This window comes from Balneolaceae bacterium, assembly GCA_034521495.1.
In the GTDB taxonomy this organism is placed as follows: domain Bacteria; phylum Bacteroidota; class Rhodothermia; order Balneolales; family Balneolaceae; genus Rhodohalobacter.
In genome coordinates, this window is the sequence record JAXHMK010000011.1 from 63,057 (window position 1) to 79,431 (window position 16,375).

Annotated in this window: 15 protein-coding genes and 1 tRNA gene; 7 read left to right on the forward strand and 9 right to left on the reverse strand. The window is 41.6% G+C overall.

Annotated elements, in window-relative coordinates:
- Nucleotides 1-175: 175 nt before the first annotated feature.
- Both U5K72_13050 and U5K72_13055 read left to right on the forward strand, forming a co-directional pair.
- Nucleotides 176-1,054 (forward strand): TIM barrel protein, encoded by an 879-nt coding sequence (locus U5K72_13050; GenBank protein ID MDZ7719737.1) that lies wholly within the window; start codon nt 176-178, stop codon nt 1,052-1,054.
- A 207-nt stretch (nt 1,055-1,261) separates the two neighbouring features.
- Nucleotides 1,262-1,870, forward strand: a complete 609-nt coding sequence (locus U5K72_13055) for a DUF3365 domain-containing protein (GenBank protein MDZ7719738.1) — start codon at nt 1,262-1,264, stop codon at nt 1,868-1,870.
- Nucleotides 1,871-2,246: 376 nt separating this feature from the next.
- Here the strand turns inward: U5K72_13055 and U5K72_13060 are convergent, their stop codons facing one another.
- The 8 genes from U5K72_13060 to U5K72_13095 form a co-directional block, all read right to left on the reverse strand.
- A complete protein-coding gene (locus U5K72_13060; protein ID MDZ7719739.1) occupies nt 2,247-3,422 on the reverse strand; it encodes a hypothetical protein in 1,176 nt (391 codons plus the stop codon).
- 90 nt (nt 3,423-3,512) lie between these two features.
- Complete coding sequence (locus U5K72_13065) at nt 3,513-4,094, reverse strand: mobile mystery protein B (protein MDZ7719740.1); 582 nt, start codon at nt 4,092-4,094, stop codon at nt 3,513-3,515.
- Nucleotides 4,095-4,559 (reverse strand): mobile mystery protein A, encoded by a 465-nt coding sequence (locus U5K72_13070; GenBank protein ID MDZ7719741.1) that lies wholly within the window; start codon nt 4,557-4,559, stop codon nt 4,095-4,097.
- Nucleotides 4,560-4,957: 398 nt separating this feature from the next.
- Nucleotides 4,958-5,698, reverse strand: a complete 741-nt coding sequence (locus tag U5K72_13075) for a hypothetical protein (protein ID MDZ7719742.1) — start codon at nt 5,696-5,698, stop codon at nt 4,958-4,960.
- 300 nt (nt 5,699-5,998) lie between these two features.
- The gene (locus tag U5K72_13080) at nt 5,999-6,457 is read right to left on the reverse strand and encodes a hypothetical protein (protein MDZ7719743.1); all 459 of its coding nucleotides are present in this window, start codon (nt 6,455-6,457) and stop codon (nt 5,999-6,001) included.
- 407 nt (nt 6,458-6,864) lie between these two features.
- Nucleotides 6,865-7,128: a GIY-YIG nuclease family protein gene (locus U5K72_13085; GenBank protein MDZ7719744.1), complete on the reverse strand. Its 264-nt coding sequence runs from the start codon at nt 7,126-7,128 to the stop codon at nt 6,865-6,867.
- Between the two features lie 70 nt (nt 7,129-7,198).
- Nucleotides 7,199-7,271, reverse strand: a tRNA-Met gene (locus tag U5K72_13090).
- Between the two features lie 113 nt (nt 7,272-7,384).
- Complete coding sequence (locus tag U5K72_13095) at nt 7,385-8,341, reverse strand: sugar phosphate isomerase/epimerase family protein (GenBank protein ID MDZ7719745.1); 957 nt, start codon at nt 8,339-8,341, stop codon at nt 7,385-7,387.
- Between the two features lie 460 nt (nt 8,342-8,801).
- Here U5K72_13095 and rocD point away from each other — a divergent pair, with 460 nt between their 5' ends.
- The 5 genes from rocD (at nt 8,802) to U5K72_13120 (ending at nt 14,039) form a co-directional block, all read left to right on the forward strand.
- Nucleotides 8,802-10,079, forward strand: coding sequence for an ornithine--oxo-acid transaminase (rocD, locus tag U5K72_13100; GenBank protein ID MDZ7719746.1), 1,278 nt, complete (start codon nt 8,802-8,804; stop codon nt 10,077-10,079).
- A gap of 217 nt (nt 10,080-10,296) precedes the next feature.
- Nucleotides 10,297-11,622 (forward strand): L-lysine 6-transaminase, encoded by a 1,326-nt coding sequence (lat, locus tag U5K72_13105; GenBank protein MDZ7719747.1) that lies wholly within the window; start codon nt 10,297-10,299, stop codon nt 11,620-11,622.
- Between the two features lie 587 nt (nt 11,623-12,209).
- Entirely contained in the window at nt 12,210-12,596 is a 387-nt protein-coding gene (locus U5K72_13110) for a hypothetical protein (GenBank protein MDZ7719748.1), read from the forward strand.
- Nucleotides 12,597-12,703: 107 nt separating this feature from the next.
- Nucleotides 12,704-13,603, forward strand: coding sequence for a cytochrome c (locus U5K72_13115; protein ID MDZ7719749.1), 900 nt, complete (start codon nt 12,704-12,706; stop codon nt 13,601-13,603).
- A gap of 223 nt (nt 13,604-13,826) precedes the next feature.
- Nucleotides 13,827-14,039, forward strand: coding sequence for an AraC family transcriptional regulator (locus tag U5K72_13120; GenBank protein ID MDZ7719750.1), 213 nt, complete (start codon nt 13,827-13,829; stop codon nt 14,037-14,039).
- A 7-nt stretch (nt 14,040-14,046) separates the two neighbouring features.
- On the opposite strand, the gene purL is transcribed toward U5K72_13120, so the two are convergent.
- The gene (gene purL, locus U5K72_13125; protein MDZ7719751.1) at nt 14,047-16,284 is read right to left on the reverse strand and encodes a phosphoribosylformylglycinamidine synthase subunit PurL; all 2,238 of its coding nucleotides are present in this window, start codon (nt 16,282-16,284) and stop codon (nt 14,047-14,049) included.
- Nucleotides 16,285-16,375 lie beyond the last annotated feature (91 nt).

The window sequence follows — 16,375 nt, forward strand, 5'->3', positions numbered from 1 at the left end:
AGCACTTGAATAATTCCCCTTCGAAGGGGAAAGTGAAATGAGCGTTTAGCGAATGAACTCGGGGTGTGTTGAATCCTGTACACATACACATGCGAAACACACCCCTGATAGCTTCGCTTAACGCTACGCTATCTATCCCCTCTCAAGAGGGGAGTTAATCATAAAAAACAAAATCATGACCATAACACGACGAGATGCCTTAACAAAAATTGGAGCTGCTGCCGGTTCAACTGCGCTGGCTGGATGGCTCGGAAGCCTTGAAAATATGAACAATTCACTACCACAAGACCTGAAAGGACGAGTGAAGCACTCTGTCTGCAAATGGTGCTATAATGATATTCCGCTGGATGAATTCGCCAAAGCGGTCAGCGATTTAGGGATGCACTCTATCGAGCTAATCGGGCCCGATGAGTGGGCAACCGTACAGGAACATGGCCTGACCTGTGCCATGCCCTGGGGAGCCGGAAATGGAATTGAGGAGGGCTTTAATGATCCCGCTCTGCATGATGAACTACTGGCCAGCTATGAAGAGGTGATTCCGCAGGTAGCAGAGGCCGGATTGGACAAGATCATCTGTTTTTCCGGGAACCGAAACGGAATGGACGATGAAACCGGACTTGAAAATTGTGCAGCCGGTTTGAAGAAATTAATGAGCACTGCCGAACAGCATGGCGTTACGGTCTGCATGGAGTTACTGAATAGTAAAATCGACCATGAAGATTATATGTGTGATCGTACTCCCTGGGGCGTAGAGCTTGTGGATCGTGTTGGCTCCGATAACTTCAAACTGCTGTACGATATCTACCACATGCAGATTATGGAAGGCGATGTGATTCGCACCATTCGCGAGAATTACGAGTATATCGCTCACTATCATACCGGTGGTGTGCCCGGACGAAATGAGATTGATGATACCCAGGAACTCTATTATCCTGCCATCATCGAAGCTATTGTAGAAACTGGTTATGACGGATTTATCGGCCAGGAGTTTATACCAACCTGGGATGATAAGATTGCGGCACTGGAATCAGGTGTTGAGATTTGTGATGTGTGAGGCAGGGCGCAGGATTCAGGATGCAAGTTTAAAGATTCAGGGATTCTAATATGGTACAAGCATTTCGCTTGTGCTTCCCTATCATGAATAAACATTATTTTCAGGCATTCCCCTACATTAGTATTCAAAGATTATTCTTATCATAATTTTGTATTAATTGATTACAGCTTTTTTTCATAAACATGAATAATCGGAGAGTTTACATATATGAATGCTGAATTCATCAGAGTTCTATTCCTTTCGGTAATAATCACAGTTTCTTTTTTTGGATGTCAAAACAAAGAATCAAGATCACAAAAAACCTTAAGCGCGGATGAGATCTCCACTTATGAAAAAAGAGGCAGTGAGTTCGTTGGAGCAGCCCAAAAAGAGTTGGCATCTAATTTAGTCGGAGCCATCCAGGAAAAAGGAACTGAAGGCGCCCTTGAGTTTTGTAATATTCAAGCGATCCCAATCACCGATAGCATGTCTGTAGCATTAGAAGCACACATAAAAAGAGTGACAGATCAACCAAGAAACCCCGATAATTTAGCAAACAAATTCGAGTTGGAATACATCCGATCAGCCAAATTAGATCTCAGTGAGGGTAAAGAAGTTTCTCCATCCATACAATATATTAATAAAAAAGTGACTGGTTATTATCCCATTATCACCAATCAATTATGTATGCAATGTCATGGAAAAGAGAGTTCACAAATTGACAACGCTACTCTCGAAAAGATTAAAACTCTATATCCGGATGATCAGGCTACTGGTTATGATATTGGTGAGTTACGGGGTATCTGGGTTGTGGAAATGGAGGAGCAGACAGATTAAAATCAGAATATGTTGTATTGGTTCTGATTCGCTCCGAAACTTATACTCTCAAACGCAGGTTGTTTAACCTGACTGGTGTCGTTCATGCCGCTGCCAGGTCAAGCTTCAACCCCTCTCTTTATTCTTTCATTGGATATTTATTTGAAGCGCCGGATTGATCTCAATTTGTTTCAGCGAATTTGAGTGATCTTTTGCATTGCCGGTTGGTTCTCTTAGATGGCGCAAGCGTCCCGCTTGTGCCTACACAATTGGCGCGAGTTTGCCCCGTAGGGATCTCTTCGAGATAACTTGGGCCATTTCCACTAGGTTATATGGCCCGGGAGATGTCGCTCATACACGCTGCCAGGCCATTTATAAACCTCTCTCTATTATATTCTTATTTGATATTCAGTTGAATTGACGTTGCGGTTCCAACATGCTCAATTGGAAATGTCCGGTCTTTAGCGCTGCCGCTTGGCTCTCCTATCACATGGGTTTTTGTGTATGTGCTGCCCTCGTACTCAAACTCCCACACTAACGACCACTCTTTGAACGTCTCCTCATCTGTGGTTTCACCCTGGAAACTGCCCTGAAATGGATACCGGGTTCTTGCTTCCAATGGATCAAAACCTTCAAAATCAAAAACTCCATATTCACTGTCATTTTCATCAAGCACTGTGGTCTCTATCAACGTTATTTTTCCGAGAAGAAAGTTGGTAATATTCATTCCTACCTGAACTACCAGCCCGTCTTCCACTACAATCTCAACTGTCTCAAAAACAAAAGCATCTTCAACGGAACTAAAATAGGCTGCAATATCCAGATCTTCGGTAATTTGATATTCAAACTCAGCTTCAAGCATTTCAAAAGAACCTGATTCATTGAACCAGCCAAGAAACTCATTGTTTGAGTTCGGCATAGCAGTAAACTGTACTGTTTCATTATAAGTATAGATCTCTTTTTCGGGTTCAACAGATACAGTACCCGGACCCTCAGAACGCACCTGCACATTAAATTCACTTGGCTCAAACACAACGGTAACCTCTTTCGGGCCATCAACCGTTATCTGTACAGGATTATCCGTGCTTTCGATAGCTCCCTCCCATCTTGCAAAATTATATCCCATATCCGAATTGGCCTGTAGTTCTACAACCGTACCGTGTTCATAATCCGTCATTTTTGTTTGAACGATTGATTCACTTACAGAACCTTCCCCTTGCACATTGATCGTCAGCGGGTACTGTCTTTTTACAAAACGAGCGTTGATTGATTTATCCGAATCCATCGTCACCGTCAACGGGTTTTGCGTTCCGGTCTGATCTCCCTCCCATCCGTCAAACACCCAGTTTTCGTTGGCGGTGGCCTGGAGTTGAACGTCATCCCCCTCGTCAAACTCGCCCGATGCCGGACTGACAGATCCGCCTTCCGCCGGAATTGAGGATGTAGTTAATTGATAGGAAGGCGTGCTTTTTGTACTGCAAGAGATTGCGGTACAAAACAGCACTGAAAAAATTAGTGAGCAATAATCAATACGTTCGATTAACGAGAAGAAAATGTTGATTGGAGCCAGCATAGTAGTTTCGGTTTTAAAATTCCGTGATATACTATGCTATGCACTATTTGGTGGGAGATTGGATCATCATCTTTTGAAGAGATGATAACTTTAACTTCGAACGAACTTTAGGAGAGGTTTATAATTATGCTGGTCAGCTGCTCTGAGTGCTTCAATATATTTGTCTCTTATTTTATTATCCTCCATTAAATTTCCAGAACCCCAGGTAAATGGCTCTTCCTCAAATACTCTTTCAAGCAAAAAGTCAGTAAGAACTCTCGCATGCCTGCCATTTCCATTTGGAAACAGATGAATTTGTACTAACCTGTGATGAAACCGAGATGCAATCTCATCTGCCGGATATGTTCCGTGATCTATCCAATATCTAACATCGTCCAATAATTTTCGAAGATTAATTGAGATTTTCGGCCAATCTACCCCAATATTTTTATCACTTTGACGGTAATTACCAGCCCAACGCCAAACTTTACCAAACATTTTTTTGTGAAGTGTGCGAATAAAATCTTCACTTAAAATATCTTTCCGCCTTGTACTGTCTAACCAACTGTACGCATCGGTAATATTTCTCTGCTCCCATTCATTGAGTTCTTCCAATGTGGTTATATGAGGAATCAGTAAATCGTCTTTCTCATCCTCATCAATCGGCGTTGCACCTTCCGGGTAATCAAACATCTACTTATCCCAAAAATTTTTTGGCTCTTCCACCAAAATTTTTTCGATCAGGTCATTGAGTTCTTCTTCCTTTTCTTTATCTGAAAGACCCTGTAGTTCCAATTTCATGGAGTGATCTACCCGGTCTAATCGTTTTTTTGCAATTTTTTTGGCTTGTTCGCGGACAATGTCTTCGAGGTCTTGTTTCGGCACGAACCCGTAAACGAACTTCACCCCTAACGAATCCGCTACTTTCTCCAAAGTAGAAAGCTTAATCTCTCCTTTGGCTTCAGAGGCTTCAATGCGTGAAATCCTTGATTGATCTACTCCAACCTCATTAGCCAAATCGTATGTAGTCATGCCCAGAGCCTTGCGAATAGTTCTAATCCACCCCTCTTTAGGAACGGGAAGATTTAGAAGAGGCTTTAGTTGACTTAGCTTCTTATCAAGTTGTTTTCTAATCAGTTTATTATCCCAATAATCCATAATAATGATGTTTATATCATCAAATATTTCTTTATTGATGATAAATATATCATATTTTTATATCATTTCAATGATATTTATATCATCATAAAACAGAATAATGAATACACCCTGCCTTGAAATAGCCATCCGAATCTTACTTGTGCTCTTACCCCTCCAAAACATGCTCTCCTAATTAAAAAAATGGTTGAAGCCAGCATAATAATCTCGATTTGAATTCCGTGTTTACTATGCTATGCATGAATAGGTTGAAGATTAGATCAGGATTTTAAAATTTTTAGTGGGTTTTAACGAGATAAATCTAAATAGGAGTGTATTAAAGAAATGGCTCAACCGCTGATAGAACTGTCGATTTTTGGTTCTTGATTTTGTTGATATCATATCTAAAATAGGTTCACTCAATTTTCTTTTTCACCTTCCCCAAATAGTGAAGGTTTTACTGAATCTATCTTTAATTCCATTGCGTATCTCGACCTATCTTTTTCATTCTTTCCAAATATTATGGTCCTGAGATTCCTTTCTCCATCTCTTTTCTCTAAAGCAGATTTGAATTGAGTAGCATTATTTGAATTAAAATTTAGATTGGTAAGTTCTGGCATTTCAATTTCGTGATAAACAAACCAAACAGTACTCTCATTTTCAATTTCAAATGAGTCAATTAACTTGGTTGACATAGAGTTTTTGCCAGGCCAATTACTTGTTTTGACATCCTTTTCTGTTATGAAGAGAAGAACTTCTATCGCTGCCTTGTCTTCTGCTGTAGATATAAGATGAAGACTCTTTTTTAAATCCTTTCTTTTATATGGTATTGTTACGGCTGAATTAGGAATAATTATACGGAATGGTAAATGTATCCCCGGCGCAATATTATCTGGTTTTCTCCATTTTTGTACAAATCGATCTTCATATAGAGAACTACTATCAGGTGCTTCTTTTTCTAAAAAATTTCTATCAAAACCTAAGTGCCAATTACCTGATTGATGAAGGCTTAACTTCAAAGCTCCTCTTAAAGCTCTACATGTTAAATAAACATCATGCTTACCCGTACCTGTCCTTGACCAACATTTCCAAGTACTTGATCTATAAGGACCATTTGTAACACCGAATCTAATAGCTCTATTTGGCATATCAGAAATCAATTAAAAATTTCAGTTTACTCTATTATAAACTCCATTTAAGACTTTTAGAAAACCAAAAAAGAGTCGATTATTTACGATTTATACCCACTCATATGCCTAAAGCGTTACGGGAAAGTTTATAAGGGAACACCGGATTTCAGCTATAAACTTCGTTATTTCCTTAGGATTTAGATTATTTTTTTAAGAATAGATTTCAATATTGTTCAGAAATTGCACGACAAAAAAAGTGTATGGGATTGCTGTTTTGGCACATATTTAAAGAACCAAAAACTAACTTTTGTATAACACTGAAGTTTAAATTTAGCTACCACTTATACAATTCCGAGATTCACTATAACCATGATTTTGTGTAGTAACACGTTCACCATCTCCTTCTAACCAATTTGAGTATCTTTTTGCTTCTCTACTTATAGCATAAACCAATCCTGTGTCAGTTATATTCTGTTGCGTAAATGTACCAATATCATCTCCACTTAATTCACCTCCAACTAAAAACCCACTGATAAAATACACACTCCTAAAATCATTGGATTTCACTGCTTTTACATTTTCTAAAGCTACACCTTCAATTAATTCAAGCTCAATCCATTCAATTGTTTCTTCTGATACATCCAAACATGTAATAGTTTCATTCGTAACGCTACTACTATTTGTTAAATTCAATTCATCGTGATCAAAAAGTTCGATGTAAATGCCATAAATAATTATAAGTGCACCCAAAAAGATAACTGCATTACCCGCTACTCTTTGCTTAGTCATTTCACTACTTCCGTTTTGTGATTAGATTTTGCTTTCTTGAAATAAAACACATTTAAATTATATATGAATAATTTATTGCGAAAATGTTTTTTGATGACAGTTCACACACGAAAGATCAGAACAGAATTAATCTTATTTCTTTCACTTATAAGGAAACAGACCAAATGCTTATAAATGTGAAATACTCTGTGGTTATTGATAGTTAACAGAAAAAATCCAACTACAATTATGAAATATTTTACTCTAAATTCAGAGGGAAATTGCGACTTTGTTTCACAATAGTTTTACAGGAGGGAAATAAAAAAGGGTTTAAAGATTTGTAAATATTAGTTTTAAACCCTTTCTAATAGTGGCTGGGGTAGGATTCAAACCTACGTCCGTCAGCCGACGGATAAGAGCCCGACGAGCTACCTCTTAAATTTCTCCTTAACCTTCTCCCAAACATAGGCTCGGCCACGAGAAGATTTTAGTTGTTTCTCCCGTTTTATCGCCTCTTTCTTCGTTTCATAGTTCTCGGTAAACACCACTTTCCAGGGACGGTATTTTACGGTCCATCCCTTTTTACCTTTTTCGTTATGAGAAATCAATCTCTGGTCAAAATTCCCGGAACGTCCAATGTATATTTTATCGTAGTCTGGTGAGTAAAGCGTATAAACAGTATAATCCGTGATCCCATGATGATTAGTTTATAGAATAAAAAAAAGGCCCAACTGCTTTGAGCAATTGAGCCTTCTCTAATAGTGGCGGGGGTAGGATTTGAACCTACGACCTTCGGGTTATGAGCCCGACGAGCTACCAGCTGCTCCACCCCGCGATCTGTTTTCAATAAGACTTTTAAGTTAAGGGGTTTCTGATTCGAATGCAATCAAAAGGAAATATATTTTTCTGGATAAATCGCTCTTTTCTGCATTCTTACAGCGCCGTGAATTATGCCTCCCAGGTAAACGCTTCGCGGATGCGTTCGAGGCTTTTGGAGATGGCGGTCATGGGATCTTCCTTCCCTTCAAATTCGATTGAGACATACCCCTCATAGCCCGCTTCGTGGAAGATATCTGCCACACGGTCGTAGTCGATATCCAGCGTGTACCACGTTCCGCCGCCGTAGTAGGTTTTCGCCTGGATCAATACGGTTTCTGGAGCCATCATCTCCAGTTGTTCGTGGGAGCGCTCAAGAAAATTACCGGTATCTGTGGTGGCTCTGAGCCAAGGCGAATCAATTGCATTTATAATCCGAAGCACGCCTTCTGCAGTTCGTCCCAGTCCCCAGTGATTCTCCAGTCCGAGGGTGACACCGCACTTCTCGGCGGTTGGAATACACTGTTCAATTGCATCAATCACCCATTCAAATCCTTCATCTTCCGTATACCCTTCAAGCACGGGTTCAATTCCTTTGTTGGCCATCAACTCATCAAACGAGTCAATGGTACCCCATCGGCCCGTATTTAATCTCATAGTGGGTATACCGAGTTTGTAAGCCAGCTCAATTTGATGGATCGTTTTTTCAACCTCTTCTTGTCGCTTTTCTTTATCGGGATATACAAATCCCTGGTGTGTGGAGAATCCCATCAAATCTAACCCTGCATGAAACGCTTGTTGCTTTAACTTCTGCAGGTAGCTGTTTTCCTCAGATTCCATTTGGATTAACAGAAGTTCAATTCCGTCAAAGCCCATCGCCGCTGCCTGGTCAATACAGTATTCAATCGGCGTCTCCTCTTTGGGCCCGTCAAATCGCCAGAATGAGTATGTGGATACTCCAATTGGATTTCTCCTTACCCGGGAGGCTGTTTGGTTGGATTTACTTTTAGAAACACCGGGAATCAATCCGACGGCCGGAAGTGCAAGTAATGATTTTTTCAGAAATGATCTTCGGTTATGCTTTGTCATAGGGCTGATGTTTGATTAAAAGTCACAGAAATGTAGTGAAAAAATGTAACAATGAAGTTGGGCTGCATTTATTACCGTCAGTTTTAATCTGTACGTCCTGGCAAAAGCGATAGCTAAAATACAAGATAAAATGGCTTTCGAGGGCACACCATCACAGAAATATGCGGCTAAAGCCTTCTTTGTCAGGTACTTTTCTGTTTCACCGTCAGCTGTAAGCATGACGGTAATAGATATAGATCCATTGGAAAATGTATAAACTAATCGAAAAATATTTGCTGGTCTAAACTTTCATTGTGATCACATTGCGTTCGTGGATTGCCGCAGTCACTTCACTCCCTCGCAATTGACCTACATAAAAGAAAAAATTTACCATCAAAAGAAACTTAAAATTAGTATCGAACACTGCATTTGAAATTAGTATCTTTAAAGCTTGTTATTACTCATTCATGCATATTTACTAATGATTTCTTCAAAAGAAGCCATTACTCTCGAAGAGAATTACGGAGCTCATAATTACCATCCCCTGCCGGTTGTACTTGCAAAAGGACGTGGTGTATATGTGTGGGATCCTGAGGGTAATCAGTATTTCGATTTTCTTTCCGCCTACTCGGCTGTTAACCAGGGACATTGTCATCCCAGAATTATAGCCGCTCTTAAAGACCAGGCAGATACACTCACACTCACCTCTCGTGCTTTCTACAACAACCGTCTTGGTGAGTTTGAAAAATATACCACAGACATGTTCGGGTTCGATAAGATTCTTCCTATGAATACGGGTGCAGAGGCTGTAGAAACGGCAATTAAAATCTGCCGAAAATGGGGATACGAAGTGAAGGGAATTGCGCCTAACAGTGCAAAAATTGTGGTTTGCAGTAACAACTTTCACGGGCGAACCACCACCATCATCTCATTTTCAAATAACCCTGATGCCAACACTAATTTTGGGCCCTACAGCCCCGGCTTTCCAAAAGTAGAGTACAATAACCTGGAACAACTGGAGTCGGCATTGCAGGATGAAAGTGTTGCCGGTTTCCTGGTTGAGCCGATCCAGGGGGAGGCTGGTGTAATGGTTCCAGATGACGACTACATAAAAAAGGCGAAATCACTTTGTGAAGCGAATAATGTGCTTTTTATTGCAGATGAAATTCAAACCGGCATTGCACGAACCGGAAGCCTGTTGGCCGTTTGCGGGAATTGCACGTGCAAAGGGCACTGTGAGCGACAACCGTCAACTTATATAAAGCCGGATATTCTGATTCTTGGCAAAGCTCTTTCGGGAGGTGTGTATCCTGTATCAGCAGTATTGGCTGATAAAGAGATTATGGACGTGATCAAACCCGGGCAGCACGGTTCTACATTTGGCGGAAATCCACTGGCGGCACGCGTAGCTGTAGAAGCCCTAAAAGTGGTTGAGGATGAGGATCTGATGACCAACGCCTATAAGCTTGGCAACTTTTTCAGAGATCAAATGAATGAACTGAAGGAAGAGTGCGATCTGATTAAAGAAGTTCGGGGAAAAGGCCTTCTGAATGCAATTGAGATCAACGACAGCCCGGACAGCTCAACCGCCTGGGATATCTGTGTTCAGTTAAAAGAAAACGGGCTGCTTGCCAAACCTACACACGGTAATATTATCCGGTTCGCTCCGCCGCTGGTTATCACGAGGGAACAACTTCAGGAGTGCGTAGATATCATCAAAAAAACAATACTTGAATTTGCCGGGCAAAAGCAAGCCTGATCTAAACACAACTGGCACAAGTTTGCAACTTTTACAAATTGATGGTCCAGGTTACCTCGAAGAGATCCCTACGGGGCAAACCTGAACCAGTTAAGAGGGCAACGCTAAGACCACCGGATCTCATCAGATTTTGTCTTCTTAAACGTTGCCAATTGGCGGCGTAGTTTCTTATTCTTTCTGCAGGTGCTCAAAAGAGAATTAAATTTGGTATTGAAGAATGGAACATCAAATCGACCCCAAAAATGTACGGTCTGTCTTGCAAGAACATATTCTGGCAGATGGATTCGATATGGTACTTGACCTTCATAAAAGCAAGGGGGCCTATCTTCACGATTCGGTTACAGGAACTGAATACCTTGATTTTTTTACGTTTTTCGCCTCAAATCCACTTGGAATGAATCACGATCGACTGGCCGGGGATCCCGATTTTGTTCGAAAGCTTGGTCAAGTGGCTGTAAACAAGCCGTCCAATTCCGATATCTATACGGAAGAGATGGCAAATTTTGTAGATACATTTTCCCGGATAGGCATACCCGATACTATGCCGTATGCTTTTTTTGTTTCCGGCGGAGCACTGGCTGTTGAAAATGCATTAAAAGTGGCCTTCGACTGGAAAGTTCAAAAGAATTTTAAAAAGGGATACACTAAGGAGAAGGGACATAAAGTACTGCACCTTGAAAAAGCCTTTCACGGGCGTAGCGGCTATACGATGTCTCTTACCAATACAAATCCCGATAAAGTAAAATATTTTCCCAAGTTTAACTGGCCGCGAATACCGAGTCCCTCATTAGAATATCCGCTGAATGAAACAAGGCAGGCGATTGTACAGGAGAAAGAAGAGATTGCTTTAAGCAAGGCCCGAAGATATTTCGAAACAGATCCTGATGAAATTGCCTGCATTATTTTGGAACCGATCCAGGGAGAAGGTGGCGATAATCATTTCCGAAAAGAGTTTCACCAGGGCCTGAGAGACCTGGCTGATGAATTTGAGGCTCTCCTGATCTATGATGAAGTGCAAACAGGTGTAGGTTTAACTGGAAAATTTTGGGCCCACGAATACTATGTACAACCAGATATTCTTGCTTTTGGTAAGAAAGCCCAGGTTTGCGGAATACTGGCAACCAATCGGGTGGATGATATTGATACAAATGTCTTTCATGTATCCTCCCGAATCAACTCTACATGGGGCGGAAATTTGGTAGATATGGTTCGTTTCGAACGGATTCTTAAAGTGATTGAAGAGGATAATCTTGTGGAGAACGCATTAACTACCGGAAACTATCTGCATCAGCAACTAAACGATTTGGCAAAGGAGTACGAAGTGCTGAACAATCCCCGCGGAAAAGGATTGTTTTGCGCAATTGATCTGCCGGATACTGAAGCCCGTGATTCACTGAAAAAAGAGTGCCTGAATAACCACCTTATGATTCTTGGCTGCGGTACAAAAACGATACGCTTCCGCCCGCCTCTCACTATTCAAAAAGAGCAAATTGACGAGTGTATGCATATCCTGAAAAAAAGCTTAGAATCCGTTCTACAGTAAGATTTCAGATACCTAATTTTGTCATTGAGAAGCAGCGAAATCCCGAACCTTTCTATCTTATGGACACCTCTTTAAAAAAAACATGTGACTACGTTTTTTACAATAGAATTGAGATTCTTCGACCCTGACACAAAAAAACCGACTGAGCCTAAATGACAGAAATCATTTGAGTAAGAAGCGAGGCAGGCGAATTATGTAAGCACTTTTGTATCAAAATGAGGAAGGACCTCCTTTTTCTATACCAAATTTATGTCCAGACGAAAGGAGGTTTGGGGATGGCAATTTCCAAACATTGAGAGTTCCTGAGAATGCTTCACTTTATTAACAATGATTTTCCACAATCTCACTACTCCCCCCACATTCTACTTGTTTAAGAAAAAATAAAGTTGTTACTTTTGCTTGTAAATAACATGTCACAAACAAGTAACGATCTATGGCTTTTATAGAACTGAATAATAATTTACCCGGAATCGTTGGCCTTATGAATTACCGGCCTGATACTGCTAAACCTCTTAACGAATTGGCTGAAAAACTTTTACGGGGCCCCTCCACTCTAACTTCTGCGGAGCGAGAGATGATTGCATCGTATGTATCCTATCAAAACGAATGTCATTTTTGCCACTCCTCCCACGGGGCTGCTGCCGCACATCACCTGGATGGGAACCTCGATCTTCTGGATGATATCAAAAAGAATTTTCAGCAAACGGAAATCTCCCCAAAACTTCGAAAGCTTCTTACACATCGCTAAAAAGGTTCAAATTCTCGGAAATAAAGTAACAGATGAGGATATTAAAGCAGCTAAAGAGGAAGGGGCTACAGACCGAGAAATCCATGATACTGTATTGATTACCGCCGCTTTTTGCATGTACAATCGCTATGTAGATGGCCTTGGAACCTGGGCTCCCGAAGAAAAAGAGGCGTATAATGAAACTGGAAAAATGTTGGCAAACGAAGGTTACATAGATTCCATCTAAATTTATTCTTACATAAGCAGACCCTTGTATCTTTAAATTCTTGTTGCTACTATCTTTTTAAGTACTTGGTTTACTCGGAATAATAAACAATTGGGGGAAAGAGACTTATGAAGATTCTAAAATGGATTGGGATTGTATTAGGAGCAATTGCTGCACTGTTGCTCATTTTTATTGCCGTTACATACTTTATTACAGAACGGCATTTCAATGAAACCTACCAGATAGAAGCTGAAACTGTTGAAGTATCAGCAGACTCTTCGGTTATTACTCATGGCGAACATGTGGCTACCATACGTGGTTGCATTGAGTGCCACGGAGAAGGTTTGGGCGGACAGGTTTTTATTGACGATCCGGCTATCGGATTGTTAATTGCAACAAATCTTACAACCGGCGAGGGTGGTATCGGAAGTGAATATACGAATGAAGATATGGTCCGGGCGATTCGGCACGGAGTTAACAAAGACGGAACACCGGCTATCTTCATGCCGTCTCATGAGTACAATCCGATTGACCGGCGTGATCTTTCAGCTTTGATATCATACATCAGAAGTGTTGAACCTGTTGATAATGTACAACCTGCAACAGAAGTAGGTATGGCAGCACGTTTTCTCTATATGTATGGCGGCATGCACCTTGTACCTGCAAAAATGATCGATCACAGCAAACCGATACCCGAACCTGAGGACAACCGCACACCTCTTGAAATGGGTGAATACCTGGCCGTTACCTGTACAGGATGCCACGGAGAGGGATTTGCAGGAGGCGCCATTCCGGGAGTTCCGCCAGACTGGCCTGAAGCTCCGAATATTACACCGGCCGGAAATCTTGGAAACTGGACATTCAATGATTTTAAAACAACCATGGAGAGCGGGGTAACACCTGAAGGCCTGGAGCTAACTCAGCCATACATGCCCTGGCAAATGCTGGGTGCAATGACGGAAGAGGAACTGGAAGGCCTCTACACTTACCTGCGATCTCTCCCCGAAAAAGAAACAGGTACAAGATAATTTTTCTTCATTTTGTGAGACTTCCGAAGTCTTTCAGAACAAGATGAATACTTCCATTATTATAATAAGGAGTTAACTTTAGCAACGGTTCGGGAGACTTCGGAAGTCTATCACTCCAATATTGACAAGACTCTACGTTGTCAAAACCAAATCAAACCAAATTTGTTTGAATTAGTTCACGAAAAAAATCTTATTAAGAATAGATTACAAAGAGTACGCATGTGTGATTCAATTTAATTTTCTATTGAATCGGGTTCTCTTTTCGCCCATGAATTTAACGGAAAGTTCCTATGAGATGGGCTACTTCGACCAAAGCCACATGATTCGTGACTTCAAGAAAATAACCGGCACAACACCCACTGACTTTATCGAGAAAAAGTTTACTATGCCCAAATTAGCTGCGTTGGCCATCACCAATAAAAGAGCTCATCTGTAAATTAGATCTACCCTTTCATCGCTTCGGGAATAGCTCCTTCATATTTAGTGCTCATCGCCGAGATCTCAACGGAAAGAATATCATTGATTTTCAGCTCAGATCCGCCAACTGTACCGATTTTAAAAGCCGGAATACTGGCTTCTTCAAAATGAGCTAATACCTTCTCAACATTTTCAGGATCACAAGAGATCACAACTCCCGACTGGGCTTCACTAAACAGTATTTCATGTTTAGAACCTGAAAAAGATTCAATAGAAACCTCAGCTCCTTTATCTCCAAAAATGGACATCTCAGCCAGTGTAATTGCCAAACCACCATCGGAAATATCATGAACCGCTGACAGTTTACCGGACTTGATAGCCTCTAAAAGTGTTTCCTGGAGAGTTGCTTCAAAATCCAGGTCAATATCGGGGGCATCACCGGTGGCGAGATGATGGATCGTATTCAGGTATTCACTCCCTCCAAGCCCTTTCCGTTCTGACCCGATATAGAGAATAGCGTCGCCGTCGTTTTTAAAACCGGGCGTCATCCTGTGTTTCTCCACATCCTCAACAATTCCCAGCATTCCAATTACAGGAGTCGGGAAAATAGCACCTTTGGGATTTTCATTATATAAACTCACATTTCCACCTGTTACCGGTGTATTTAACCGTCGGCATGCATCCCCCATTCCACCCAGTGCCTCTTTGAATGTCCAGTACACTTCGGGTTTGTAGGGATTGCCAAAATTGAGACAGTTTGTAATTGCTACCGGTTTTGCCCCACTGCAAACCACATTACGGGCTGACTCGGCAACCGCAATTTTTCCGCCTTTTCGGGGATTGAGATAAACATAGCGGCCGTTGCAATCTGTCTTCACGGCCAGCCCTTTTTTGGAGCCCTTGAGTCTTATCAACCCAGAATCTGAGGCACCGGGAGCATTGACCGTATTGGTCCGAACCGTTGTATCGTACTGCTCATGAACCCATCGTTTAGAAGCAATATTGGGAGCATTCAACAGATCTAACAAAATTGATTTATAATCTTCTGAATGCTGGAGAGTATCGATATCAAAATTTTGAACCTTATCGAGATAATCAGGCTTTTTAGTCTCCCGTACATACTGAGGAGCACCACCGCCGAGTACCAGGGAATCGGCTGGCATATCTGCTTTAATCTCGCCGTCTTTCCAATAGGTTACGCGGTCGCCTTCAACAACTTCTCCGCAAACCACGGCATTCAGATCCCACTTCTCATAAACATCAATAATTTCTTGTTCCCGGCCCTTTTCAGCTACAATCAACATTCGTTCCTGGCTTTCGCTTAGCAGAATTTCGTAAGAGGTCATGCCATCTTCGCGCATAGGAATTTTGTCGAGATCCATTTTCATTCCCTCTCCGCCTTTGGCTGTCATTTCTGAGGAGGAGCAGGCAATTCCGGCAGCTCCCATATCCTGCATTCCCACAATCGCACCCGTTTTCAGGGCTTCGAGACTTGCTTCGAGCAATAATTTCTCTGTGAAAGGATCGCCCACCTGAACACTTGGCCGTTTAGCTTCACTCTCTTCACTGATATCCTCCGAAGCAAATGTTGCTCCGTGAATTCCATCCCGGCCTGTACTGGAGCCTACAATCAATACTGGATTTCCAATTCCTTTTGATATGGCCGAGGCTGTTTCACCCACTTTCACAATTCCAACACTCATGGCATTTACAAGCGGATTCCCTTCATAGGCTTCATCGAAATAAATTTCGCCGGCAACCATCGGGATTCCAAATGAGTTTCCATAATCAGAAATTCCGCGAACCACTCCATCCAGCAGATACCGAACTCGCGGGTTCTCCATATCTCCAAACCGCAGCGAGTTGAGTGATGCCACGGGACGTGCACCCATTGTAAAAATATCCCTGTGGATTCCGCCTACTCCTGTTGCAGCGCCCTCATACGGTTCAATGGCAGATGGGTGATTATGGCTTTCAATCTTGAACGCACAAGCCAGCCCATCGCCAATGTCTACCAACCCGGCATTCTCTTCGCCTGCCCCCACCAAAAGCTGGTCGCCCTCATTTGGAAGTTTTTTGATCTCAAGAATGGAGTTTTTGTAGGAGCAGTGCTCGCTCCACATTACGGAATACACTCCCAATTCAGTAAAGTTGGGAGTACGGCCGAGAAAATCTTTGATCATCTCGAACTCATCTTCTGTAAGTCCGTGATCTATGGCTAATTCAAGGTTAACTTCAGGTTCCTGAACAGTTGTGTTCGACATTCTTATAGGAGTGATTGATTCGTATTGATTTGTAGAAGCTAAAAGGTACGATTATTTGAGAAAAGCCTCTAACCGGATACACTCTATTTTA